The organism is Enterococcus sp. DIV0236 (assembly GCF_050558525.1).
GTDB classification, from domain to species: domain Bacteria; phylum Bacillota; class Bacilli; order Lactobacillales; family Enterococcaceae; genus Enterococcus; species Enterococcus faecalis.
The window spans coordinates 621,189-645,254 of the sequence record NZ_CP187891.1; the positions used below are offsets into that span (position 1 = coordinate 621,189).

The following is a 24,066-nucleotide window of genomic DNA, read 5'->3' on the forward strand; positions in this document are numbered from 1 at the left end:
CTGAGAAAATCTTCAACCAATTGATTAGCATGTCCTCCTTACACTTAAAGAATAGCACTTTTTGAAAACGTTTGCAAGTTATAACACTTATTAATAAGATTAAATATAATATTTTTCTGGTTATTTTATAACATGTAAAATAAATAATCGTGCGAACTAAATAACATTGTATTTTTTTGTTGTTTTGTTTTGAATATATAGAAATAAACTATTTTTTTATCAGACAAAATGAAAAAAATGTCCATTGCTTTTTGGCTGAATTCGTTTCTTTTTTCATAAAATTCCCATAATCAAATAGAAACATTGCTGTAGCAACAACGAAAATACCAGTTTTTTCTGGACATATGAGAGAACGCTAAGCCAAAGATGAAAAAAGTTGCGTGTTCAAAAAAAATCATGTTATATTTAATAGAGACACTATTATATAGGAAGAAAAAATTAGAGGGGGAATAGGATGGAAGCTTACAAGCAAACTGTCGATACTGTCACAAAAGAAGTTTCAGTCAATACTGAAACTGGTTTAACACAACAAGAGGCCCAACAACGGCTGAAAGAAAATGGCCGCAATCAATTTGAAGAGGCTAAGAAGGATTCTGTGTTAAAGAAATTCATTCACAGTTTATCTGATTTTACGACGATTATTTTATTAGTTGCTGCGGCAATTTCGTTTTATACAGCAATCGTAACAGAACATGGCGAATATTTTGAAGGAATCTTAATTATTGCAATTGTGATTATCAATGCTGTTTTAGCCATTGTTCAAGAAGGAAATGCTGAAAAATCTCTGGCGGCTTTACAAGACATGAACAAGCAAAGTAGTGCAGTCTTACGAGATGGCAAGGTAATCGAAGTCGATGCTGAAGAACTAGTAGTAGGAGATGTTCTAGTTCTTGAAGCTGGTTCAATGATTACAGCCGATGCACGACTTATTCAAGCTTCTCAAATGCGCGTAGAAGAGTCAGCACTAACAGGTGAAAGTGAACCTGTTGAAAAAGATCCTACATACGTGGGGCATGACGATGATGGCTTAGGAGATCAAATAAATATGATTTTCAAAGGCTGTACCGTTGTGAATGGCCGCGGACGAGCAGTAGTAACTGCAACAGGAATGAATACAGAAATGGGTAAAATTGCTGGGTTACTGAATAACAGCGATCAGCAAAAAACACCATTACAAAAACGCTTGAATCAATTAGGCAAACGTATTAGTTTGTTAGCCTTAGGGGCTGCAGCAATTGTTTTCATTATTGGTGAACTGCAAGGAGAACCGCTTCTTGAAATGTTTATGACAGCCGTTTCCTTAGCGGTGGCAGCTGTACCAGAAACACTAACCGTGATTGTAACATTAACCTTAGCATATGGTGTTCAAAAAATGGCTAAGAAACATGCGATTATTCGTCGATTGCCAGCAGTAGAAACGCTAGGAACTGCGAATGTTATCTGTTCTGATAAGACAGGAACACTGACACAAAATAAAATGCGCGTCCGCCGAGTATGGCATCGTGGTGATGAAGTAACGGATACGGAAGATGCCATGACCGATGAAGCCATGGAAGTACTGAAAATGGCTGCTTTATGTACAGATGTCATTGTGGAAAAAGAAGGCGATGAATTAACTGTTACAGGGAATCCGACAGAAGCGGCAATTGTTCGTGCTGTCGAAGAAAATTATCATACTAAAGAAGAACTTGAAGAAAAATATCCTCGTATTGGTGAAATTCCCTTTGATTCAGAACGAAAAATGATGACTACGGTCCATCAATGGGGGAAAAAGTACATCTCAATTACTAAAGGAGCCTTTGATGTGTTACTACCTCGTTTTGGTTTCGGAGATGTCGATCAAGCGGCTATTGTTAATGATCGTTTCGGAAAACGAGCGTTACGAGTTATTGCTGTCGGTTATGCCGTATATGATGAACCACCCAAGGAAATTACATCAGAGGCTTTAGAAAAAAATCTTCGCTTGTTAGGCTTAATTGGCATGATTGATCCACCACGTCCAGAAAGTAAGGGCGCCATTGCTCGTGCGAAAAAAGCTGGAATTAAAACAGTCATGATTACTGGTGATCACGTGGTAACAGCCAGTGCAATTGCTAAAGAATTAGGAATTTTAAAAGATAAAAGTGAAGCCTTATCTGGTTCAGAACTGAAAAAAATGAGTGATGAAGAATTAGATAAACGGGTTAAAGATTTATCCGTTTATGCGCGTGTAACCCCTGAAGATAAAATTCGAATTGTTCAATCATGGCAACGTTCTGGCGCTGTTGTAGCAATGACCGGAGATGGCGTGAATGATGCGCCAGCCTTGAAAGCTAGTGATGTCGGTTGCGCAATGGGGATTACTGGAACAGATGTGGCCCAAGGCGCTTCAGATATGATTTTGACGGACGATAACTTTGCAACTATTGTTGATGCAGTGGCGCAAGGACGTGCCGTGTACCGAAATATTCGTAAAGCCATTAACTTCTTATTAAGCTGTAATATTTCTGAGATTTTTATTGTTTTAATTGCCATGTTACTTGGTTGGGGTGCGCCATTTACTGCAGTTCAACTGTTGTTTGTTAACGTGGTCGCAGATGGGTTACCTGGTTTTGCATTAGGAAAAGAACCAGCGGAAAAAGGAATTATGGATGAGGCACCAATCCCTAAAAACGAAGGGATTTTTGCACGAGGCTTATGGCAAAAGATTGGGATTAATGCAGCAGTGTTCACAGTCATTACTTTGTTTGGTTTTTACCTAGGTGCCTTTGTACCAGGTGTTTCAGCCTATGTTTCAAACAGCTATGAAGTTGGACAAACAGTGGCATTTTTAATCTTAGCTTATTCCTCTATCTTACATGTCTTTAATGTTCGTAGTGCGAACTCTGTTTTCCGTGTAAAATTATCAAGCAACAAGTCGCTCTTTGAAATGGTCGTTTTAGCATTACTAATTACCACAACCATTGCTTTATTACCATTCACACAAGAACTATTTGGATTAGTGCATATTAGTTTAAATCATTGGATGTTAGCAATTTTCCTATCCTTTGTGCCAATTTTCGTCAATGAAATGATTAAGTTCCATTTCTCTGAAGTCGAAGAGGAAGAAGAAGTGATTTAAATTTAACAGGAATAAAAGGAGCTACCTTTGTTCAGAAAATTATCTTAATAGTTAGCAAGTGGGGCAGCAGTCGTTTCGACTGCTGCCCCACTTATTTTTGATTTTCCTTTTTTCAAAATAGGTGGGTTTCTTATCTAAGATGAACATTCTCTAATAAAAAGACTTGCTAAACGATTTAAAACGTATTATAGTGAGTAGCATCGTTAGTCAAAAAGCGCTTTTTGACTAATGAAAAAGATATATAAAACGTTATATAATAAAGAGTTTTAAAAGTTTTTATGGAGCTGTTGGTTAAACTAAACGAAGTCATTTCTTTTGTAGGAGGAAAGTATTGTGTTACACAAAGCAGAGGGGTTTGATCGTCGGAAATTTACGATGGCAGGGATCTTAGTTGCCATGGGCGTTGTCTATGGAGATATTGGAACGAGCCCTTTATATGTAATGAAAGCCATTGTAGGAGATAATGGTGGCTTGGCACGGGTCTCTGAATCGTTTATTTTAGGTTCGGTCTCATTAATTTTTTGGACATTGACTATCTTAACCACGATTAAATATGTTGTTATTGCTTTAAATGCTGATAACCATGGAGAAGGTGGGATTTTCTCTCTTTATACATTGGTTCGTAAAAAAAGTAAGTATTTGATTATTCCCGCAATGATTGGCGGCGCCGCTTTACTGGCTGATGGCGTTTTGACCCCAGCTGTGACAGTGACGACAGCGATTGAAGGCTTACGGGGGATTCCGGCATTTTTTGAACGTTTTGGCAATGACCAAACGATTATAGTGGTTATTACGTTGACGATTATTTTAATTCTTTTTTCTGTTCAACGATTTGGAACAGAATTGGTCGGGAAAGCTTTTGGGCCGATTATGTTCTTGTGGTTCACTTTTTTAGGCATCATTGGTTTAATGAATTTTAGCCAAGATTGGACAGTTATTCGTGCATTAAATCCATATTATGCTTTGCAATTACTAGTCAGTCCAGAAAATAAATTAGGTCTATTTATTTTAGGGAATATTTTCTTGGCTACAACTGGTGCTGAAGCTTTATATTCTGATTTAGGGCATGTAGGAAAAATGAATATCCGCATTAGCTGGCCGTATATTAAGATTTGTTTGATTCTTAATTATTTAGGGCAAGCTGCGTGGTTGTTAACGGTCAAAGAAAACCCTGAAATGCAGGCATTAGCTGAAATTAACCCATTTTTCCAAATGATTCCACGAGGTATTCTCGTATTTGGCGTTGTTTTTGCAACAATCGCCGCAGTGATTGCTTCGCAAGCGTTAATATCAGGTTCGTATACTTTAGTTTCTGAAGCGATTAAATTGAAGTTATTACCAAGACTTAAAATTATTTATCCTGGGAGCAATATCGGTCAAATGTATATTCCAGCGGTAAATTTAATTTTGTGGTTAGCTTGTTCAGCAATCGTGCTGGCTTTTAGAACATCGACACACATGGAAGCTGCGTATGGTCTATCGATTACGATTACGATGTTAATGACAACCATTTTATTGTTGTTTTATCTTTTGGATAAAATTCCAGCTTGGTCTGCGTATCTAATTTCCTTGTTCTTTGCTGCCATTGAAGTTGTCTTTTTCTTTTCAAGTGCTGCGAAGTTTTTCCATGGTGGATATGTTGCTGTGGGAATGGCAGTCTTCTTGTTATGCATCATGATTATTTGGGAACGCGGCAACGAGATTAAGGAAGCAACGGCGGAACAAGTGTCGCTGGAAAAATATGTACCACAACTTAAAGCTTTGAAAGAAGATACATCTGTACCTATGTATCAAACCAACGTGGTCTTTTTAACCTCCGATCGAGTGGACGGCGAAATTAATCGTAATATTATTTATTCGATTTTGGACAAACAACCAAAACGAGCGAACGTTTATTGGTTTGTTAATGTTCAGGTAACAGATGAACCCTTTACTCAAGAGTATTCTGTTGACATGCTAGGAACTGATTTTATTGTGCAAGTTCAGCTATATTTAGGCTTCCATATTTCTCAAGAAGTGAATGTATATTTAAGACAAATTGTTCATGACTTGATGAAAACAGGCCGCTTGCCAAAACAGCCACAACGTTATTCATTAACGCCAGGGAGAGAAGTTGGCGATTTCCAATTTGTATTAATTCAAGAAGAATTATCTAACGTTTCTGAACTGAAAAAATGGGATCGACAAATTATGCAGGCAAAATTAGCTATTAAAAACTTAACTACCTCTCCTGAAAGTTGGTTTGGCTTGGAATACAGTGAAGTCAAATATGAATCTGTTCCTTTAATCATTGGCCCACAACGGAAAACGCACTTAGTCGAACGAAAGAATCGTTCATAAATAGAAGAAATTTAACTAAAAGATTGAGCCTAGGTCCTTGAGATACATGGCTCAATCTTTTTTGTAGAATCAGAGTAAATACTGTAATTCCACAAAGAATTCATTTAAAAGTGTTTGGTCTTTAAAGGAATTCATTCGCTTAAAGATGGCCAGTAAGACTTCTTTTTGTGGTTCAGTTAATTGATCTACTTTTAACAAAGGAAGAAAAGCGATAATCAGAGAATAATCCAATTCTGGATTTTGAGAATGTGTAAATAATTCATGTAGTTCCGACAAAATAAACGGATGATAATAAGATTGGTCAGACTGTTCTTCTGCAGTTGTTGGTTCATAAATAGAAATACTCTCTTGGGAATGAGAGGGGGCTTCTACTGTTAAAGGAAAAGCATAAAAGGACTGCTGTAACTTTTGCGCTTGAATCATGATTTTTAAGGAATCGTGATAGGATAGCTGTTCTTCAGATAAACGTCCCATCAACTGAGTAAAAAAAGGTGGTTTTAGCAGTTGTTTATTTTGAAAATTTTCTTTTAATAGCTGGCGCACAAATCGATCGAAATCACCATAAAGTAGCCAATCTACTGTTGTATCGCAGGCTTTAGCGATTTTTTTTAAGTATCGTTTATTGGGTAAATTCAAACCTAATTCCCAGTTACTAATTGTACTTCCACTAGATAAACCAATTTTATTGGCTAAATAACGTAAAGTGTACTTCTTCTTTTTTCGAGCTTCACGCATGCGCGCCCCGACTTGCTTTGTAGTAATTTTCATTGAAACACTCCTTTTGTAATAAATATGAGGATAAGGTGTTCTTAAAATATACATACGCAAAATTCGGCTCTTTTTTTTTTCTAAACTAAAAAAAGTAATTATTTCTAACAATTTTCATCTTGTGCTATGCTTAAGATGAAAATACTTAAGAAGAGAAGGGATCATATGTCAGCAAAACATAATCATGAACAACACCAGGAAAAACAGCCAACAATGTCCCACGATAAAATGAATCACATGAATCATGACATGGCGCATGAACAAATGGCTATGTCACACCAACATGAAGGAATGAAGGGAATGGATCATTCAATGCATATGGGGAATTTTAAACAAAAATTCTGGCTGTCATTGATTTTAGCTATTCCGATTATTGTTCTTTCACCAATGATGGGTTTTCAATTACCTTTTCAATTTACTTTTCCAGGTTCTGATTGGTTGGTCTTAATTTTAGCAACTGTGCTATTTTTTTATGGTGGACAACCATTTTTAAGTGGCGCTAGAATGGAATTACAGCAAAAGAGTCCAGCAATGATGACGTTAATTGCGATGGGGATTTCGGTATCATATTTTTACAGCTTATATGCGTTTTACATGAATCATTTTACGAATCAGGCCCACGTGATGGACTTTTTCTGGGAATTAGCCACTCTGATTGTTATTATGCTTTTAGGCCATTGGATTGAAATGAATGCTATTTCTAATGCTGGTGATGCCTTGAAAAAAATGGCTGAACTGTTGCCTGACACAGTCAAGCGAATGACTGAACATGGGGAAGAAGAAATTCCTTTGCAAGATGTCCAAGAAGGCGATCGCTTGATTGTTCGTTCGGGAGATAAAATTCCGACAGACGGTAAAATTTTGAAAGGAAGCACAACAGTCGACGAATCGATGGTTACAGGGGAATCAAAAACAGTAGAAAAAAACATTGGTGACTCCGTGATTGGTGGAGCTGTCAATGGCAACGGAATGATTGAAATTTCGGTAACTGGCACGGGTGAAAATAGTTACCTGTCAAAAGTTATGGAGATGGTTAAACAAGCGCAATCGGAAAAATCAAAACTAGAATCCATTTCAGACCGTGTAGCCAAGTGGTTATTCTATATTGCCTTATTCGTAGGTGTGTTAGCATTTATCGGTTGGTTACTCGTAACGAAAGATTTGTCTCTAGCATTTGAACGAATGGTTACAGTTTTTATTATTGCCTGTCCCCATGCGTTAGGCTTAGCAATTCCTTTAGTGATTGCTAGAAGTACCTCCATTGCTGCTAAAAATGGCTTACTTTTAAAAAATCGGAATGCATTAGAACAAGCCAATAAGGTTGAATATGTGTTGCTGGATAAAACTGGAACTTTAACAGAAGGACAATTTACAGTTACTGGCTTAGAATTAATGAGTAAGCAGTTTACTAGAGAAGAAGCACTTAAATATATTGGGGCATTGGAAAAAAATGCAAATCATCCGTTGGCAATTGGGATCATGAACTATTTAAATAAACAAGCCGTTCAACCTTATGAAGCCCATAATCTGCAAGCTTTATCAGGCGTAGGACTGGTTGCTACTGTTCAAAACCAAGAAGTCAAAATAGTCAATGAAAAAGAAGTTGCACGGTTACAGTTAACCTTCGATGAAACAATTAAAACAAACTATCAGGAGCAAGGAAATACCTTGAGTTATTTAATCATCGCTGGTCAATTAGTCGCACTGCTTGCTTTAGGAGATAAAGTCAAACCAGAAGCTAAAACATTTATTGCAGAGTTACAAGCGCAAGGCATTACGCCAGTCATGTTAACGGGGGATAATCAAACAGCTGCCAGTGCAGTTGCTAATTATTTAGGAATGAAGGAATACTACGCAGAGCTCTTACCAGAAGATAAAGAAAAAATTGTGCAACAATATCTTACTGAGGGACATCAGGTCATGATGGTAGGAGACGGTATTAATGATGCGCCAAGTTTAGCCCGTGCTTCAATCGGCATTGCGATAGGCGCTGGTACAGATGTAGCGATTGATTCGGCAGATGTTGTACTGACGGATAGTGATCCTAAAGATATTTTAAGGTTCTTAGATTTAGCCAAACAAACACGACGTAAAATGATCCAAAATCTTTGGTGGGGAGCTGGGTACAATATTGTCGCCATTCCTTTAGCGGCTGGGGTTCTTGCACCAATTGGGATTGTTTTAAATCCAGCTGTAGGTGCTGTCTTGATGTCATTAAGTACAATTATTGTAGCAGCAAATGCTATGACACTGCATATTTCAAAAAAATAATTCGATATAATTGTAGAGAGCGGAAAGTAATCAATACTTTTTGTTCTCTATTTTTTTCTTCTTAAAAAAATTTTTGCCTTATTTGACGTATTCTTATAACAAGGGAGTGAAAGGGGACGATATATGGATTTCAAGGAATTATTGTCTTTTGAACATAAAAATATGTTAGAATTGTTGGATTTACTGCAACAAGAGCAGACATTTTCTGTTTTGATGGCTGCAGAAAAACTAAAGGTGAGCGACAAAACCATCCATTGTTACATTCAACGTTTTGAAAAAAAGCAGGAAACGTTTAAGATAGAAGGGCTTTGTAAGATTTATACAACGACCAAAGGAATTGTAAAATATCGTGAATTATGCGTTTGTGGCTTGGCTCGGTTTAGACAAAAATTTTGTTATTTTATTCCCGAATTTTATATTTTACGTTGTCTAATTGAAGAGCGAATCAATTATGCACAATTGACCCAGGTATTGGGATTACAGGAATCAACTCTTCGGAAGAAACTTTCTAATATTCGACGTTGGCTAGTTAATTTTGATATTATTGTACGTCAAAAACATTACGATTTAACTGGCAATGAATGGCAAATTCGACAGTTAATCCTTTGTTTTTATTTGTTTTTTCAAGAAAGCTGTCTAGAAGAAAACAGAGAAATGACTCGGAAAATCATTACCTTTTTTGAGTTGGATTTAAATGTAGCACAACAGAATCATCTTAGTTGGCTAATTTATATTTGGGAGAAACGATATAGAGGCGGGCATGAAATTTCAGTGCCAAATGCTAATTTATTTCAACAAACAAGTGCTTTTTTTTATTTATTTCGTGTGGAAGTGTTGAGCACTTCTTTTATGTCTCTTAAAGAACAAAAAGCGTTATTTGTGATTCTTGAAGCACATTTTGGTGGTTGTTTTGGCAAGAGAGCGCGAAAGTATTTTATTCATGAGCAAATGAAAATAGAAAGTTTATGCTTAAAAACAGCTATTTTTATTATGAAAGAAATTAGGAGAAATTTTACACAACATCATTTTAATTATCAAGAAATTCATTTATGTCGATTTTTAAGTACGCATATGAATAGTTTATTAGACGGACAAGCATGGTTGCCAGCTCATAAACAGGAACAAACACTCGCTGTACGTTATCATCAAACTTGGCACAGATTACAGAAACTAATTAGGCTTTTAAAACGCCTATACCCAGCCTTTACTTCAGTAAAAGAACGGGAATTGACGAGTTGCTATTTTTATCACATCCTAGATTTATTTAACCCGATTTTATATGAAAAAAAATATATTATTTGCCTATTGACGGACTTTCCTCCAGAAAAGGAACAAGCGTTGGGGCAATCTATAAAAAGCTATTTCAGTGAAAAAAAGAATATTACAATTATTCATGGAAAACCAGCGTATCAACTTCACCAAGCACACCTCTTAATTGTCAATCATTTGTTTCAGATGAACGTAGCGCTTTCTTCTGAGACAGTTGTTTATTTGCCAGAGGAATTATCTCCTGCTTTTTTTGAAAAAGTCGAAGCGAATCTATCGTAAGAAGTCCAATTTTGTCTAAATAGTGTTAAAATGAAGAAGTAAGAGGAATGGATGAGGAGGATATTAAAATGAAACAACTGCAATTTGGTACAAGTGACGAAACAGTTTCTTCGGTTATCTTAGGATGTATGCGCTTAAATGGTGCTGAAAATCCTCAACAGGTAATTGAAACTGCTTATGATCATGGCATTACATTTTTTGATCACGCCGACATTTATGGTGGCGGCGACTGCGAAACCATTTTTGGTAAGGCCTTAAAAGAAAGTACCATTCGTCGTGAAGATATTTTTATACAAACGAAATGTGGGATTCGTCAAGGCTTTTTTGACTTTTCAAAAGCACATATTTTAGAAGCGGTCGAAGGGAGTTTACAGCGTTTAGGTGTAGATTCAGTCGATGCATTATTGTTGCATCGTCCAGATACTTTAGTGGAACCAGAAGAAGTAGCTGAAGCTTTTCATTTATTAGAAAAACAAGGAAAAGTTCGCTATTTTGGTGTAAGTAACCAAACGCCAGGACAAATTGAACTTTTAAAAACAGCTGTTAAACAACCGTTATTAGCCAATCAATTACAATTTGGCATCAAGCATACTGGCATGGTGGATCAAGGCTTACAAACAAATATGGAAATATCAGGAAGCATTGATTATGATCATGGTATTTTAGATTATTCACGGTTGAAACAAATGACTATTCAAGCATGGTCACCGTACCAATATGGTTATTTTGAAGGTGTCTTTATTGGAAATGAAAAATTCCCTGAGTTAAATCAAAAATTAAGCGAATTGGCTGAAAAATATCAAACAACGCCAACTGGTTTAGCCAGCAGCTGGATTCTGCGCCACCCTGCTAATATGCAAGTCATCGCAGGAAGTATGAATCTTGGTAGAATTGAAGAAATTGCTAAAGCAGCAGACATTGTGATTAGTCGCGAAGATTGGTACGATATTTATCGTGCAGCGGGAAATGTTTTGCCGTAAAAAGATTCTCATACTTGTGAAGATCCAGCGTGTATTGCTGATTGATTTTGGTATTTGATATAGTTGTCACTAAGGAACTATGTCAAATACCTTTTTCTTTCATTCTGCAATCGCCGTCTACTGCAAATTCTGTAGTTTTTTGTTAAAATAGAAAGGAAACTAGTTTGCTAAAGATGAGGGGAAAAAAATGACCAAAAAAAAATTATTACTCGTTGATGGAAACAGTGTAGCCTTTCGTGCATTTTTTGCGCTACATAACTCATTAGAACGATTCAAAAATAAGAACGGCTTGCATACAAATGCTATTTATGCGTTTAACAATATGTTTGAAAATGTAATGCAAAAAGAAATGCCTACTCATGTTTTAGTCGCTTTTGATGCAGGGAAAACCACATTCAGAACAGAATTTTATTCAGAATATAAAGCCGGACGTTCAAAAACACCTGGGGAATTTAAAGAACAAATGCCGTATATTCGTGAACTTTTAGAAGGTTTAGGCGTAAAATATTATGAACTACCTAACTATGAAGCAGATGATATTATTGGTACATTAGCCAACAAAGTTGATAAAGATGAATTTGATGTTGTCGTGTTATCAGGGGACCGAGATTTGACACAATTAGCGACGGACACTGTCAAAGTAGATATCACTGTTAAAGGAGTTAGCGATATTGAATCATATACGCCTGAGCATATTGCTGAAAAATATGATGGGTTAACGCCTAAGCAAATTATTGATATGAAAGGGTTGGCTGGCGACACGTCGGATAACATTCCAGGTGTAACGAAAATCGGTGAGAAAACCGCGATTAAGCTGTTAAAACAATATGGCTCAGTTGAAGGGGTTTATGAGAATATCGATGAAATGAAAAAAAGCAAAATGAAAGAAAACTTGATTAATGATAAAGAGCAAGCCTTTCTTTCTAAACGTTTAGCGACAATTGAAGTCAATGCACCAGTCGAAGTCAATGTGGAAGACTTGGCATATGAAGGGAAAAACTTAGAAAAATTGGTTCCTTTTTATAAAGAAATGGACTTTAAACAATTTTTAGCTAAGTTGGACATTACAGAAGAACCTGTTGAAATGGAAGATATTTTATTTGAAGTAGTCGAAGATCAGTTAACCAATGAAATGTTTACAGACGATATGGCTCTTTATGTTGAGATGATGGAAGATAACTATCATACGTCACCGATTGTCGGCCTTGCTTGGGGCAACAACAAGAAGATTTATACCACGAATAATTTAGCTGTTTTTGAAAGTCAGCCATTTATTGACTGGTTGATGGATGAGACACGTAAAAAAAATGTCTACGATGCAAAACGGACGTACGTTGCACTAAATCGCTATGTAGGAAAAATGACAGGGATTGCCTTTGATGTTTTATTGGCTGCTTATTTACTTGATACCAATGACAATAACGCTGATATTGAAGGTGTAGCACAACATTACGGATATGATGCGATTCAATCTGATGAAGCCATTTATGGAAAAGGGGCCAAAAAAGGCTTGCCAGAGGACGAAGAAGTTTTCTTTGGTCACTTAGCACGTAAAATTAAAGCAATTCAATTTTTAACAAGCAAATTAGATAGCGAATTAACAGAAAAGAATCAAGCTGATTTATTCTATAAAATGGAATTACCACTTTCTCGTATTTTAGGCGATATGGAAATAACTGGGATCCGTGTTGATGCCACGCGCTTAAAAGAAATGCAAGTAGAATTTTCAGAACGTCTGAAAGAAATCGAAGAAAAAATCTATGCAGAAGCTGGCGAAGAATTTAATTTGAATTCACCTAAACAATTAGGCGTTATTTTATTTGAAAAAATGGGCTTACCTGTGATCAAAAAGACGAAAACTGGCTATTCAACAGCGGTAGATGTTTTAGAACAACTAAAAGAACAAGCACCAATTGTGGCAGATATTTTAACTTATCGTCAAATTGCCAAAATTCAATCGACCTATGTTGAAGGACTCTTAAAAGTAATTCAGCCAGATAATAAAATTCATACTCGGTATGTACAAACACTGACACAAACAGGACGATTAAGCTCAGTAGATCCTAATTTACAAAACATTCCTATCCGTTTAGAAGAAGGCCGAAAAATTAGAGAAGCCTTCGTACCAAGAGAGGATAATTGGTTGATTTTCTCTTCTGATTACTCTCAAATTGAGTTACGTGTGCTCGCGCATATTTCTAATGATGAGCATTTAAAAGAAGCGTTTGTGGAAGGACAAGATATCCATGCCAGCACTGCAATGCGAGTTTTCGGTGTTGAAAAAGCAGAAGATGTCACACCTAACATGCGTCGTCAAGCTAAAGCGGTGAATTTTGGAATTGTCTATGGTATCAGTGATTATGGCTTGTCTCAAAACTTAGGCATTACTAGAAAACAAGCGCAACAATATATTGATACCTATTTTGAAAAATATCCAGGCGTGAAACAGTACATGGAAGAGATTGTCCGCGATGCCAAAGACAAAGGCTATGTGGAAACATTGTATCATCGCCGTCGTTATTTAAGTGATATTAATTCAAGAAACTTTAATCTACGTTCGTTCGCTGAACGTACAGCGATTAATACACCGATTCAGGGAAGTGCCGCAGATATTTTAAAAATTGCGATGATTGAAATGGCGCGTCGTTTAAAAGAAGAAAAATTACAAGCAACAATGTTATTACAAGTGCACGATGAATTAGTTTTTGAAGTACCAGAATCAGAATTAGAACAATTAAATCAACTCGTCAAAGAAGTGATGGAGCACGCAGTTTCCTTACATGTGCCACTTATCACCGATAGCAGTTGGGGAAAAACATGGTATGAAGCAAAATAATAGCTTACCCATTAAGAACGATGAATAAAATAAGGATAAGTAGGATCTGGACGTTGGTATCTAAGCGTTCAGACCTCTTTATATAAAGGAGCAAAAATAATGCCAGAATTACCAGAAGTAGAAACAGTGCGAAAAGGACTTGAAAAACTTGTTGTAGGAAAAACCATTCAAGAAGTCATTATTTTTTGGCCAAGAATTATTGAATCACCAGAAGTTGATGTATTTCAAGGTCAATTAGCTGGTCAAACGATTGAAGGGATTGAGCGAAGAGGAAAATTTCTGATTTTTAAATTGTCTGATAATGATATGATTTCTCACTTACGGATGGAAGGAAAATATGAGTTTCATCAGGCTGATGATGAAATTGCCAAACATACCCATGTAATGTTTACTTTTACAGATGGCACGCAATTACGTTATTTAGATGTACGGAAATTTGGGCGTATGACATTGGTTCCTAAGAATCAAGGTCATCAATATAAAGGGATTTTAGCTTTGGGCCCAGAGCCAACACCAGACGTTTTCCAATTAGCTACTTTTCAACAAGGCTTGAAAAAGCATCATAAAGCAATTAAGCCATTGCTGTTAGATCAAAAGCTAGTGACGGGTTTGGGGAATATTTATGTAGATGAAGCACTTTGGCAAGCGCAAATCCATCCAGAACAACCAGCAGATTCCTTAAAACCTGCGGAAGTTGCTACGTTGTATCAAGCAATCATTGACGTCTTGGCACGCGCTGTTGAAGCAGGTGGAACCACCATCCGCACCTATCTAAACGCGTTAGGAGAAGCAGGGACTTTTCAAGTAGCGTTGAATGTCTACGGGCAAACAGGCTTACCTTGCAATCGTTGTGGTACGCCAATTGTTAAAACAAAAGTGGCACAACGTGGTACGCATTATTGTCCACAATGCCAACAATTGAAAGGTCGTCGATTGAAATGACAAAAGTTTTAGGCATTACAGGAGGGATTGCGACAGGTAAAAGTACGGTTGTTGCTCTTTTTAAAAAAGCGGGTTATCCAATTGTTGACGGCGACATTATCGCCCGCGAAATTGTTGCAAAAGGGCAACCAGCCTTAGCCGCAATCGTTGAAACTTTCGGACCAGAAATAGTATTAACAACTGGTGAATTGGATCGGAAAAAATTAGGACAATTAATTTTCGCTAGTCCTCAAAAAAGAGAGCTGTTAAATGAAACGCTGAAACCTTTTTTAAGAAAAGAAATTTTACGTCAAATTGAAGAAGCTAAAAAGAAAGCCTCCCTGGTTATTGTTGATATTCCTCTGCTTTATGAAGCTCATTATGAGGCGATTATGGATCAAGTTGCTGTGGTATATGTACCAGAAAAGATTCAAAAAGAGCGTCTGATGGCCCGAAACCAATTAACAGAAGAAGAAGCGCAACAACGAATTGCTAGCCAATGGCCGATTGAAATGAAAAAAGAACGAGCAGATATCGTTTTTGATAATCAAGGAACTAGAGAAGAAACGGAACAACAAGTGAAGAAGTGGCTAGAGGAACAAACTGGAAAGAAGTGAATATTTTTTAAATGGCGTAAAATGTTTTGAAAATTTCAGAAAAACAGTGAAAGTCTTTGTTTTTATTAAAGAATGGCAAAGATTCAACTAAGAACCAGTTCTAAAGACCTAGTAATAGCGCAATTTCATGTTATAATATAGGCAACAAAAATTATACAGAATAGAAGAGGTGAACGTTATGCGTTGTCCAAGATGTCATCATAATAATTCCCGTGTTATTGATAGCCGTCAAGCAGATGATGGACGTGCAATTCGCCGTCGTCGTGAATGTGAAAATTGCAGTTATCGGTTCACTACATTTGAAAGAATTGAAGCGGCGCCATTACTTGTAATCAAGAAAAATGGGGATCGTGAAGAATTTAATCGTGATAAAATTTTGCGTGGGCTCATTCGCTCTGCGGAAAAAAGACCCGTTGCTATGGAACAAATGGTTCAAATTGTCGATAATGTTGAAAATCGAGTGCGTAGTTTAGGGGAAAATGAAGTCTCTACAACGCTTATCGGTGAATATGTGATGGAAGATTTAGTCAATCTAGATGAAATTGCCTACATCCGCTTTGCGAGTGTTTATCGACAATTCAAAGATATGAGCGTGTTTTTGAAAGAGTTACAGGACATTGTCGACAAAGCAAAATCTTCTTCTCCTGACTCAGAAAATTAAAAAGGAGGTCTTTCTTTGAAAGGAAATCGGCAAAGAATCCAACCAAAAAATATTTTTCAAGCGGTTATTGATTCACCGCTTTCTGATCAAGAGAAAGAGGTTTTAACCTTTTTATATCAACCAATTGTCGGCGCCAATGCGTTTAGTTTATATTGGCTTTTGTTATCTGAAACAAAAGACTCAGAGGAGAATGGCTCGCTGTTTCATGCAGATTTAATTAGTTTGCTGGACTTGAGTTGCCAACAATTAGAAGAAGCTTGCTACAAATTAGAAGGCATTGGGTTGCTAGAAACGTATAAAAAAACAGATCGGGAATTAGGAGATTGTTATTTATATTATTTAAAAGCACCTGAAACAGCCGCTCGTTTTTTTAAAGATGAAGTGTTAGCTTTAGTGTTATTTAATCGGGTTGGACAACGGAAATTTGATCAATTAGTGCAAAAGTTTCAACCGCATCCTACCAAAACAGAGGGCTATCAAAATGTTTCCGCTAGCTTTCAAGAGGTTTATGCCTTTAAAGAAGAACAAATTGTTTCCGAAGCGAACCGATTGACAACGATTCAAGAAACTTTTTCTCAACAAGAAAAATCGAAGAAAATTTCTGTATCAACGGATTCTTTTGATTGGCACTATTTTGTGGAAGGTTTGCACCGTTTAGGTTTACAACTGCCTGAAGATGAGGCTAGTTTTCAAGAAGAAGTCTATGTTTTTCATCAATTATATGGCATCAATGAGTTAGATATGGTAGACTTTGCTTCGAAATCCTTTGACTATTATACAAGTCGAATTTTGCCTAAGGAATTAGTGCGAACGATTCATCAAGCGTTTGATCCTGATAAAAAACCACAACCAACAAACGTAGTGACAAACAAGCAAGCACAATTGACGGTGGAAGAGCAACAAACGTATCGATATAACACATTAAAAATGAATGGTTTTTCTGAACTGGATATTCAAATGATTATGGATAGTGAAAAGAATCCGCCTATTCAATATTTAGAAGCTTTAAAAAATAGTCGAGGCGGCTATACGACACCACAAGAACGTTCATTAGTGAAATATTTGGTTGCCAAATCAGGCTTACCGACTAGTGTGATTAATATTTTGATTAACTATGTTTACAACATTCAACAACAACCGACTTTAAAAGCGGAGTATGTGAATCGAATTGCGAATGAATGGGGACAAAGTGGCATTCATTCACCAGAAAAAGCAATTGAACATGTCAGAGAATTGGCAAAACAAAGCCAAACCAAACAAAAACAGCGACAACAAAATTATTCAGGGAAACGCCAAACTGTTCGACAAGAGCGATTGCCAGAATGGGCAGATCAGCCAAACGATGAAACAAAACTTTCCCCAGAAGAACAAGCCGAGTTAGATCGACAAATTCAAGAATTTTTAAACCAAGGAGGTGACCAATGATGGAAGACGTAGGAAAAGAAATGTCAAAAATTATCCAGAAGCGTGACATCAATGAACGATATGAAGAGCTGGTTAACGAAGTATTGAAAGATCAAGATGTTCAAGCCTTTATACAAGCAAACCGAGAGCGTTTAACCGATGAAGATATTCGTAAAAGTTATGCTAAGCTGTATGAATTTGTTCAAGAAAAAAAGAAATTTCAATTAAACGATCCGGCAATGATTGCTCCAGGCTATGAGCCAAGATTGATGTTGAATTTTCATTACATTGATGTAACGTATGTCCCAACGGCTGATTTAATCGCCCGTCAGAAGGAAGAAGAAATTCGTAATCGAGTAAGGGCAATGGACATGCCAAAAGATGTCCGAGAAGCAAATTTACGAGATTTCGATCCATCTTCTCAAGGTCGAGCCAAAGCGTTAGCAGAAGCAATGCAATTTTTAAGAGAATATCCTGCGACACCAAAAGAATTTCATAAAGGGCTCTATTTACAAGGCCCCTTCGGTGTAGGAAAATCTTTCTTATTAGGTGCGATGGCTAATGCTTTAGCAGAACGTGGATTTACTACGACAATTGTTCATTTTCCAACATTTACAGTAGAAATGAAGCAAGCCATTGGTCGCGATCAAGTTGGTGAAAAGCTCGATGCAGTAAAAAAATCCCCTATATTAATGATTGATGACATTGGTGCGGAATCCATGACTAGTTGGATTCGTGACGACGTTTTAAGCGTAATCTTGCAATACCGAATGCAAGAACAATTAGTTACTTTTTTCTCTTCCAATCTAGATTTAAAAGCTTTAGAAGAGCATTTAACCGTGACGCAACGAGGAGAACAAGAGCCGCTAAAAGCCAGACGAATTATGGAACGTGTGCGTTATCTGTCAAAAGAGATTACGATGACAGGAAATGATCGACGAAACGGTTAAAGCAATCCTTTTATTTTTATGGATTGCTTTTTTTCTTGCGCTTGAAGAGGTAGCGTAAGTTTCGCAAAAACAAGTACTTTTGTGTACACTGACAATAAAGAAGTGAGGAAAAGAGGCGTAACAATGAAGAGAAAACTTTGGATTTTTATTGGGGTATTCGTGGTGCTTCTGGGAGGATATTTTCTTTTGTTTAGAGAAAAATCCTATAAAGTAGAGGTGGAAAAAGTGAATCCAAAAATTCAACGCTTAATGTCGACAGACAAACAACATTTTTTAACAAAACATGAATTTCACACAAAAGAAACCGCTGAACGCAAAGATTTGTTGAAGTTTTTTATTGAAACCCGGCTCAAAACAGACGGCGGTTTTTTAACCAACTATTTACCAGATGCTGAACGCAAAGATGTCGCCACAGGACATGAGCTGCTAAGTGAGTCTTCAGGTCTATATTTGCGTAATTTAGCTTTTGATACGCAGGGACGTTTTGATAATTTTTACAAGCAGACGAAAGACACCTTTTACGACGGCGTCCAATTTAGTTACCGAATTGACGAACAAGGCAATAAATACAATGTCAATGCCTCGATTGATGATTTACGGATCATTCGTTCATTAATTGAAGCAGGGGGTCATTTTAAAACAGATCAGTACGATCAAGAAATTAAAAAATTAGGCAAGAGTTTTATGAAAACCTCTATGAAAGATAATATTCTAATTGATTTTTACGATAGTAAATCAAAACAACAGTCTTCAGAAACTTCTTTGTTTTATATTGACTTAATTACGCTGGGTTATTTATACAAAGAATTTGGGATTTCAGCAGACTATTTGCAATATCATTACCAATTAATAGACGATGGCTATATTTCTGATGATTTACCTCTTTATCAAACGAAGTTTAATCATCAAACAAATAAATACGAAAACAACGGAACACTTAATATTATTGAATCTTTATTAACGATTGTTCATTTAAGTGAAGTGGGTATGGCGAAACAGACTAGTATTGATTTTGTACGAAAACAAGTTCAGCAAGGAACGCTATTTAACTCGTATGATTTAAATGGATCGCCCGTGGATAAAAATCAATCTGCAGCCAGTTATGCGATAGCGGCTTTAATTGGTGTTGCCGAAAATGACAAAGAGTTGTATCGTGCGGCAATTACAGTACTTAATAATTTTCAAATTATGGATTCAAGCAGTCCGATTTATGGAGGATTTGGTGATAAAGTTACGAAACAAGTCTATTCCTATAATAACTTAATGGCTCTTTTGGCCTATGATTTCTAGATGAGGTGAAAGCATGGAAAAGATCAAAAAATACATGAACTCGGCTTTTGAATGGTTGAGTCGTTATATTTCTCCAAGTCTTTTGGCCGTTTTAGGGATTGGGTTAGTGACAAGCATTTTGTTATTCGTTTATCCGATTAATGGCTTGGGAGATAATGGCGAGTATTTTCGTGTGTTAAATTCAAATAGTCTTTATCGTGTCAATGGTGATAGCTACGACAATGTGGCCTATTTTGTTAAGGACTTTTCGATTATGCGTTATTTTAATGAAACAACGACGCACTTTGTTTCCACTCAACAATTTTTCATCACCATTGCCATTTGGCTTAATAAACTTTTTTATAGTCAAACACTTTTCGATATTCGTTTCTTAGGTTTCGTTTATCTTAGTTGTTTTTTAGTGTCAATTTATATTCTGGTACGAGGCTTAACCGAAGGCGTATCTTTGAAAAAAAGTTATCTTATCTCCTTGTTGGTTATTTTCATCTTGGGGGATACCTCCTATACGATTTATTTTAATTCCTTTTATACAGAAGCGACGAGTTTTTTACTTTCTGTGAGTGTCTTAGCATTTTCAGTCTATTTTTATCGGGTGACGAAACCACGAACTTGGCTCAGAAGAATAGTTTTAGTTATCTTGGCACAAGCAGTAGTACTTTTAATAGGAACAACACGCCAAGAATATTTGCTGATTATTGGCGTAATTATTGCTGGATTAGGATTTTTTGTCTACTTGTCACAACGTTACCAACGATTGTCAATGACGGCCTTTTTAATTGCGTTGATTGGTTTTACAACGTTAGCAGCTTTTATCGTTCCTAACGATATCTATGAACGTGATGTCTACCACAGTATGACGCGCGGTGTAATGAAGGATAGTAAGGTTCCAGATAAACGGATGTCAGAGGGCGGAATCAACCCGCAATATGGGTTGCAAAAGGGACGTTCCTACTTTGAAGAATACAGTCCTGTATCACCAACTTCTGAACAAATGAAAAAAGATTTTTTTGATAAAACGAGTTTTGGATGGGTGTTATTGAATTATTTAAATTATCCATCTGAATTATGGCAAGGACTGAATTCAGCGGTCCCAAATGTTTACTTAGTAAAGCCTAATAATGTGGGGAATTTTGAGAAAACGACGGGGCGTGCACCGCTGGAACAATCTAAATTTTTTATGGTGTATAACCGTATTAAAGCCAGTTTTTTCCCTAAAAACTTTGCTTTCTATCTATTATTAGGCGTGATTCTGTTTGGTTTATATGGCGTTGGTTTATACAGAGGACTCAAGAGAAACGAACCCAGATTAGTTTTTCGCTTCTTTTTAATGACAGGGATATATCTTAATTTATTAGTTGTTTTCATTTCAACAATTATTATTGATGGGGATAGTGACTTAGTACGTCATTTGTTTTTAGTCTCAGTATTTTTAGATTTTCTCTTGTTACAAATTGTTTCTGATGTTATTGGTAAACGAATGTGGCAAGATACAACACCACAAGTCATTGGGGAGGTAGAGGGAATTGAAAAATAAACAATATCTTATTGGCTGGGTGTGTTTCTTACTCTTTTTCGTTTTTTTTGGCTTTGCCAAACCGGCGCTGGCTGCACCAAGTAAACATGTCTTACTTGTCTATGACAGCTTGAATATTGCTGGGAAAAAAGAAAATGATGTGGATGCTTTACAACGAGTGTTGACGAGTTTTGGAGTAGAAGTTCAGAGCGTGGCGGTGTCAGACTATGTGCCTGGAGAATTGCTAAATGATGGCTATGACAGTTTGATTTCTATGGTGAATTGGCCTGAACAAGCCGGCGTTATTGCCTCTGATTTTCTAGCAGATCGAGTTCATTTTAAAGGCAAACAATTACACATTGGTCGAAACATGCGTGACGATGAAAAACAATATTTTAGCGGTACATGGAAAGAATTAAGTCATCGTCAATATCGGTTAGAAGATGAAAAAAACCGCTTTTCTCAAGTATTGCCTTTTCAAGATCAATCAGTTGTGCTGGAAAATACGCAAGGTCAGACAGTTGGCCGATTAAAAACACAAGAATTAGCACCAGAAGAATATCCATTTGGTGTAATTGAGAATGGGCATGCTTTTCTACCAATGTTTGAACGCAAAGGCGCTGTTTTTTTAGAAAGCTTGGACGTGATTAGTCAATGGCTGGAAAGTGAAAAAATGTCACGGCCGTTTTTGACGATTTCTGATTTTAACCCGTTAAGAGATATGTCTGTGGCAACCTATTTGCAAGAAGAATTAGTTAAAACCACGTATCCTTATATTTTATCCAGTACGAGCGTTTCACAAAACAATACGATTTTACCTTATAAACTATTTACGAATGCGTTACGTGCGTTTGCTTCGACGGGGGTTATTTTCTTAGAAACACCGGTCGTTAACAATGTTGATTTAAATGACCAACGTGCCTTGAAACAATTGATGGAGCAGCAGATTAGTTTATTGGTCGACAGACATGTCTATCCAGTAGGCATTTCTGCTCCAGGATACTGGAATCAAGACCTTCAATACCAAGAGGATGGTCTAGCAATTAGTGATACAGTGATTCTAAGAGAAAATCCGCCGATTGAACGCGTTTTTTATCGGAACCAAACGGGAGAATCAATCACTTATAAGAATGCTTTGTTTGATTTACCGTATGATTATTTATCGGGGATTGAATGGACGGATAAAGATAATCCGAATGACTATCGATTTCCAATGCCGACCACCATTAGTTTTTCATTTCCAAATTCTAAAAAAGAAGTGGATCATCTAATTCAAGAAGTCAAGGAAGCACCAATAGTGTTTAGTGTTTCAGAAGCGGATCAACATTTCACTGTTCAAACACAAACGCAGAAAATCGAATTTCGGAATAATCGGTTCTTCTTAAACAATCAAATTGTCAATGGTTTGGCTGATACAGGGGCCTCAACAGTTGAAAAACAACGATTTACAGGCTTATTTTCATTCTTTTTCAGTATTACAAACAATATTTTGATTGGCGTTGTCACGCTGACTTTAATCATCCTGATTATTTTGTTTATGATTGGACGAAAGAATTATCGGTCGAAATATATTAATAAGGAGGAAGACAAATGACCATTGCTGACATTGTAATGTTAACAGCAACTATCATTATTTGGAGTCTACTAATTGTAAATATTCTCTTAGTTATTTTTGGCTATGTTTATTATTTAAAAACAGATCCTGTCGCACCACCACCTGTAGAGGATGAAGACGCGCCGTTTGTTTCAATTATGGTGCCGGCCCATAATGAAGGAATTGTCATTGTGCGAACAGTTGAAGCGTTATTGAATTTTAATTATCCGCAAGATCGCTATGAAATTATTGTGATTAATGACAACTCAAGTGATAATAGTGCCGAGCTTTTAGCGAATGTCCAAAAAAAGGCGGTTAATCGAAATTTGCAGATTATTAATACAGACAGTATAACAGGTGGGAAAGGTAAGTCTAATGCCTTAAACATTGGTTTCAAGCAAGCCAAGGGGGACGTGATTGCCATTTATGATGCGGACAATACACCTGAACCGAATGCACTCCGTTATTTAGTTGGAGAGTTAATCGCTAGTGAGGAATACGGCGCGGTTATTGGTAAATTTAGAACGAGAAATCGCAATGCAAGCTTGTTGACACGCTTTATTAATATCGAGACACTGGCCTTTCAATGGATGGCACAAGCCGGTCGTTTTCAATTATTTAAGTTATGCACGATTCCTGGTACAAATTTCATTGTTCGTCGTAGTATTATTGAAGCCATTGGCGGCTGGGATGACAAAGCGTTAGCCGAAGATACAGAAATCAGTTTCCGCATCTATATGATGGGCTATAAAATTAAGTTTCAACCAAAAGCAGTGACGTGGGAGCAAGAGCCGCAAACTTTGTCAGTTTGGTTCCGGCAACGGACGCGATGGGTCAAAGGCAATATTTATGTCATTGTTAAAAATGCTAAATTATTGTTTAATCCTAAAGCGAGTCGGATCCGTTTTGATATTTTATATTTCTTGTCCATTTATTTTCTCTTAATGACATCGCTCGTTTTGTCAGACATCATGTTAGTTTTATCAATGTCTGGTTACTTAACAACGACCCTGCAAGGATTTAGCAATTCCTTATGGTTGTTAGCGATTTTGTTATTTATTTTCAGTACTTTTGTCAGTATTACAACCGAAAAAGGCGAAATGACTTTAGAGAATATCTTAATTATTGCCTTGATGTATATTACATACAGTCAGATGTGGCTAGTAGTCGCCGCTTATGGCATGGTGATGTATATTAAAGAAAATGTTTTTCATAAACAAACACAAACAAAATGGTACAAAACTGAACGATTTAAATAAGGAGGAAACGTGCA

Annotated in this window: 16 protein-coding genes; 15 read left to right on the forward strand and 1 reads right to left on the reverse strand. The window is 36.7% G+C overall.

What is annotated here, in order from left to right; translation table 11 throughout:
* The first annotated feature begins 454 nt into the window (after window positions 1-454).
* Together IGK27_RS03025 and IGK27_RS03030 are read left to right on the forward strand one after the other, a co-directional pair.
* Window positions 455-3,100, forward strand: a complete 2,646-nt coding sequence (locus tag IGK27_RS03025) for a calcium-translocating P-type ATPase, PMCA-type (RefSeq protein ID WP_002358801.1) — start codon at window positions 455-457, stop codon at window positions 3,098-3,100.
* Between the two features lie 333 nt (window positions 3,101-3,433).
* Window positions 3,434-5,440 (forward strand): KUP/HAK/KT family potassium transporter, encoded by a 2,007-nt coding sequence (locus IGK27_RS03030; protein WP_002381294.1) that lies wholly within the window; start codon window positions 3,434-3,436, stop codon window positions 5,438-5,440.
* 69 nt (window positions 5,441-5,509) lie between these two features.
* Here IGK27_RS03030 and IGK27_RS03035 read toward each other — a convergent pair whose 3' ends face one another.
* Window positions 5,510-6,208 (reverse strand): helix-turn-helix domain-containing protein, encoded by a 699-nt coding sequence (locus tag IGK27_RS03035; protein WP_002381295.1) that lies wholly within the window; start codon window positions 6,206-6,208, stop codon window positions 5,510-5,512.
* Window positions 6,209-6,334: 126 nt separating this feature from the next.
* On the opposite strand from IGK27_RS03035, the gene IGK27_RS03040 reads away from it, so the two are divergent.
* The 13 genes from IGK27_RS03040 to IGK27_RS03100 all read left to right on the forward strand — a co-directional run bounded on the left by IGK27_RS03040 (window position 6,335) and on the right by IGK27_RS03100 (window position 24,052).
* Window positions 6,335-8,479 carry a heavy metal translocating P-type ATPase gene (locus IGK27_RS03040; RefSeq protein ID WP_002355752.1) on the forward strand — a complete coding sequence of 715 codons (2,145 nt, stop codon included), beginning with the start codon at window positions 6,335-6,337 and terminating at the stop codon, window positions 8,477-8,479.
* A 123-nt stretch (window positions 8,480-8,602) separates the two neighbouring features.
* Complete coding sequence (locus IGK27_RS03045; protein ID WP_002358806.1) at window positions 8,603-10,027, forward strand: helix-turn-helix domain-containing protein; 1,425 nt, start codon at window positions 8,603-8,605, stop codon at window positions 10,025-10,027.
* A 68-nt stretch (window positions 10,028-10,095) separates the two neighbouring features.
* The gene (locus IGK27_RS03050; RefSeq protein ID WP_002355754.1) at window positions 10,096-11,007 is read left to right on the forward strand and encodes an aldo/keto reductase; all 912 of its coding nucleotides are present in this window, start codon (window positions 10,096-10,098) and stop codon (window positions 11,005-11,007) included.
* A gap of 187 nt (window positions 11,008-11,194) precedes the next feature.
* Window positions 11,195-13,843 (forward strand): DNA polymerase I, encoded by a 2,649-nt coding sequence (gene polA / locus IGK27_RS03055; RefSeq protein ID WP_002355755.1) that lies wholly within the window; start codon window positions 11,195-11,197, stop codon window positions 13,841-13,843.
* Between the two features lie 99 nt (window positions 13,844-13,942).
* A complete protein-coding gene (mutM, locus tag IGK27_RS03060) occupies window positions 13,943-14,785 on the forward strand; it encodes a DNA-formamidopyrimidine glycosylase (RefSeq protein ID WP_033626502.1) in 843 nt (280 codons plus the stop codon).
* Window positions 14,782-15,381 (forward strand): dephospho-CoA kinase, encoded by a 600-nt coding sequence (gene coaE, locus IGK27_RS03065; protein WP_002358808.1) that lies wholly within the window; start codon window positions 14,782-14,784, stop codon window positions 15,379-15,381. Before mutM ends, coaE begins: the two co-directional genes overlap by 4 nt.
* A gap of 178 nt (window positions 15,382-15,559) precedes the next feature.
* Window positions 15,560-16,042 (forward strand): transcriptional regulator NrdR, encoded by a 483-nt coding sequence (gene nrdR, locus IGK27_RS03070; RefSeq protein WP_002381296.1) that lies wholly within the window; start codon window positions 15,560-15,562, stop codon window positions 16,040-16,042.
* Between the two features lie 15 nt (window positions 16,043-16,057).
* A complete protein-coding gene (locus IGK27_RS03075) occupies window positions 16,058-17,467 on the forward strand; it encodes a replication initiation and membrane attachment family protein (RefSeq protein WP_033626501.1) in 1,410 nt (469 codons plus the stop codon).
* On the forward strand, window positions 17,467-18,396 hold the full coding sequence (gene dnaI, locus IGK27_RS03080; protein WP_002355760.1) for a primosomal protein DnaI: 930 nt from the start codon (window positions 17,467-17,469) through the stop codon (window positions 18,394-18,396). The genes IGK27_RS03075 and dnaI overlap by 1 nt, the downstream gene beginning before the upstream one ends.
* A gap of 81 nt (window positions 18,397-18,477) precedes the next feature.
* Entirely contained in the window at window positions 18,478-19,686 is a 1,209-nt protein-coding gene (locus IGK27_RS03085; RefSeq protein ID WP_002385036.1) for a hypothetical protein, read from the forward strand.
* Window positions 19,687-19,699: 13 nt separating this feature from the next.
* Window positions 19,700-21,220, forward strand: coding sequence for a membrane protein (locus tag IGK27_RS03090; RefSeq protein WP_002385037.1), 1,521 nt, complete (start codon window positions 19,700-19,702; stop codon window positions 21,218-21,220).
* Window positions 21,210-22,793, forward strand: a complete 1,584-nt coding sequence (locus IGK27_RS03095) for a hypothetical protein (RefSeq protein WP_002358815.1) — start codon at window positions 21,210-21,212, stop codon at window positions 22,791-22,793. Before IGK27_RS03090 ends, IGK27_RS03095 begins: the two co-directional genes overlap by 11 nt.
* Window positions 22,790-24,052, forward strand: coding sequence for a glycosyltransferase (locus tag IGK27_RS03100; protein WP_033626500.1), 1,263 nt, complete (start codon window positions 22,790-22,792; stop codon window positions 24,050-24,052). The genes IGK27_RS03095 and IGK27_RS03100 overlap by 4 nt, the downstream gene beginning before the upstream one ends.
* The last annotated feature ends 14 nt before the right edge of the window (window positions 24,053-24,066 follow it).

What these genes read in the sequence shown, in the direction of transcription:
- dnaI (WP_002355760.1), top strand. Translation starts at nt 17,467, where the DNA reads ATGGAAGACGTAGGAAAAGAAATGTCAAAAATTATCCAGAAGCGTGAC.
- IGK27_RS03025 (WP_002358801.1), top strand. Translation starts at nt 455, where the DNA reads ATGGAAGCTTACAAGCAAACTGTCGATACTGTCACAAAAGAAGTTTCA.
- IGK27_RS03050 (WP_002355754.1), top strand. Translation starts at nt 10,096, where the DNA reads ATGAAACAACTGCAATTTGGTACAAGTGACGAAACAGTTTCTTCGGTT.
- IGK27_RS03090 (WP_002385037.1), top strand. Translation starts at nt 19,700, where the DNA reads ATGGAAAAGATCAAAAAATACATGAACTCGGCTTTTGAATGGTTGAGT.
- IGK27_RS03100 (WP_033626500.1), top strand. Translation starts at nt 22,790, where the DNA reads ATGACCATTGCTGACATTGTAATGTTAACAGCAACTATCATTATTTGG.
- polA (WP_002355755.1), top strand. Translation starts at nt 11,195, where the DNA reads ATGACCAAAAAAAAATTATTACTCGTTGATGGAAACAGTGTAGCCTTT.
- IGK27_RS03045 (WP_002358806.1), top strand. Translation starts at nt 8,603, where the DNA reads ATGGATTTCAAGGAATTATTGTCTTTTGAACATAAAAATATGTTAGAA.
- mutM (WP_033626502.1), top strand. Translation starts at nt 13,943, where the DNA reads ATGCCAGAATTACCAGAAGTAGAAACAGTGCGAAAAGGACTTGAAAAA.
- IGK27_RS03035 (WP_002381295.1), bottom strand. Translation starts at nt 6,208, where the DNA reads ATGAAAATTACTACAAAGCAAGTCGGGGCGCGCATGCGTGAAGCTCGA.
- coaE (WP_002358808.1), top strand. Translation starts at nt 14,782, where the DNA reads ATGACAAAAGTTTTAGGCATTACAGGAGGGATTGCGACAGGTAAAAGT.
- IGK27_RS03040 (WP_002355752.1), top strand. Translation starts at nt 6,335, where the DNA reads ATGCTTAAGATGAAAATACTTAAGAAGAGAAGGGATCATATGTCAGCA.
- nrdR (WP_002381296.1), top strand. Translation starts at nt 15,560, where the DNA reads ATGCGTTGTCCAAGATGTCATCATAATAATTCCCGTGTTATTGATAGC.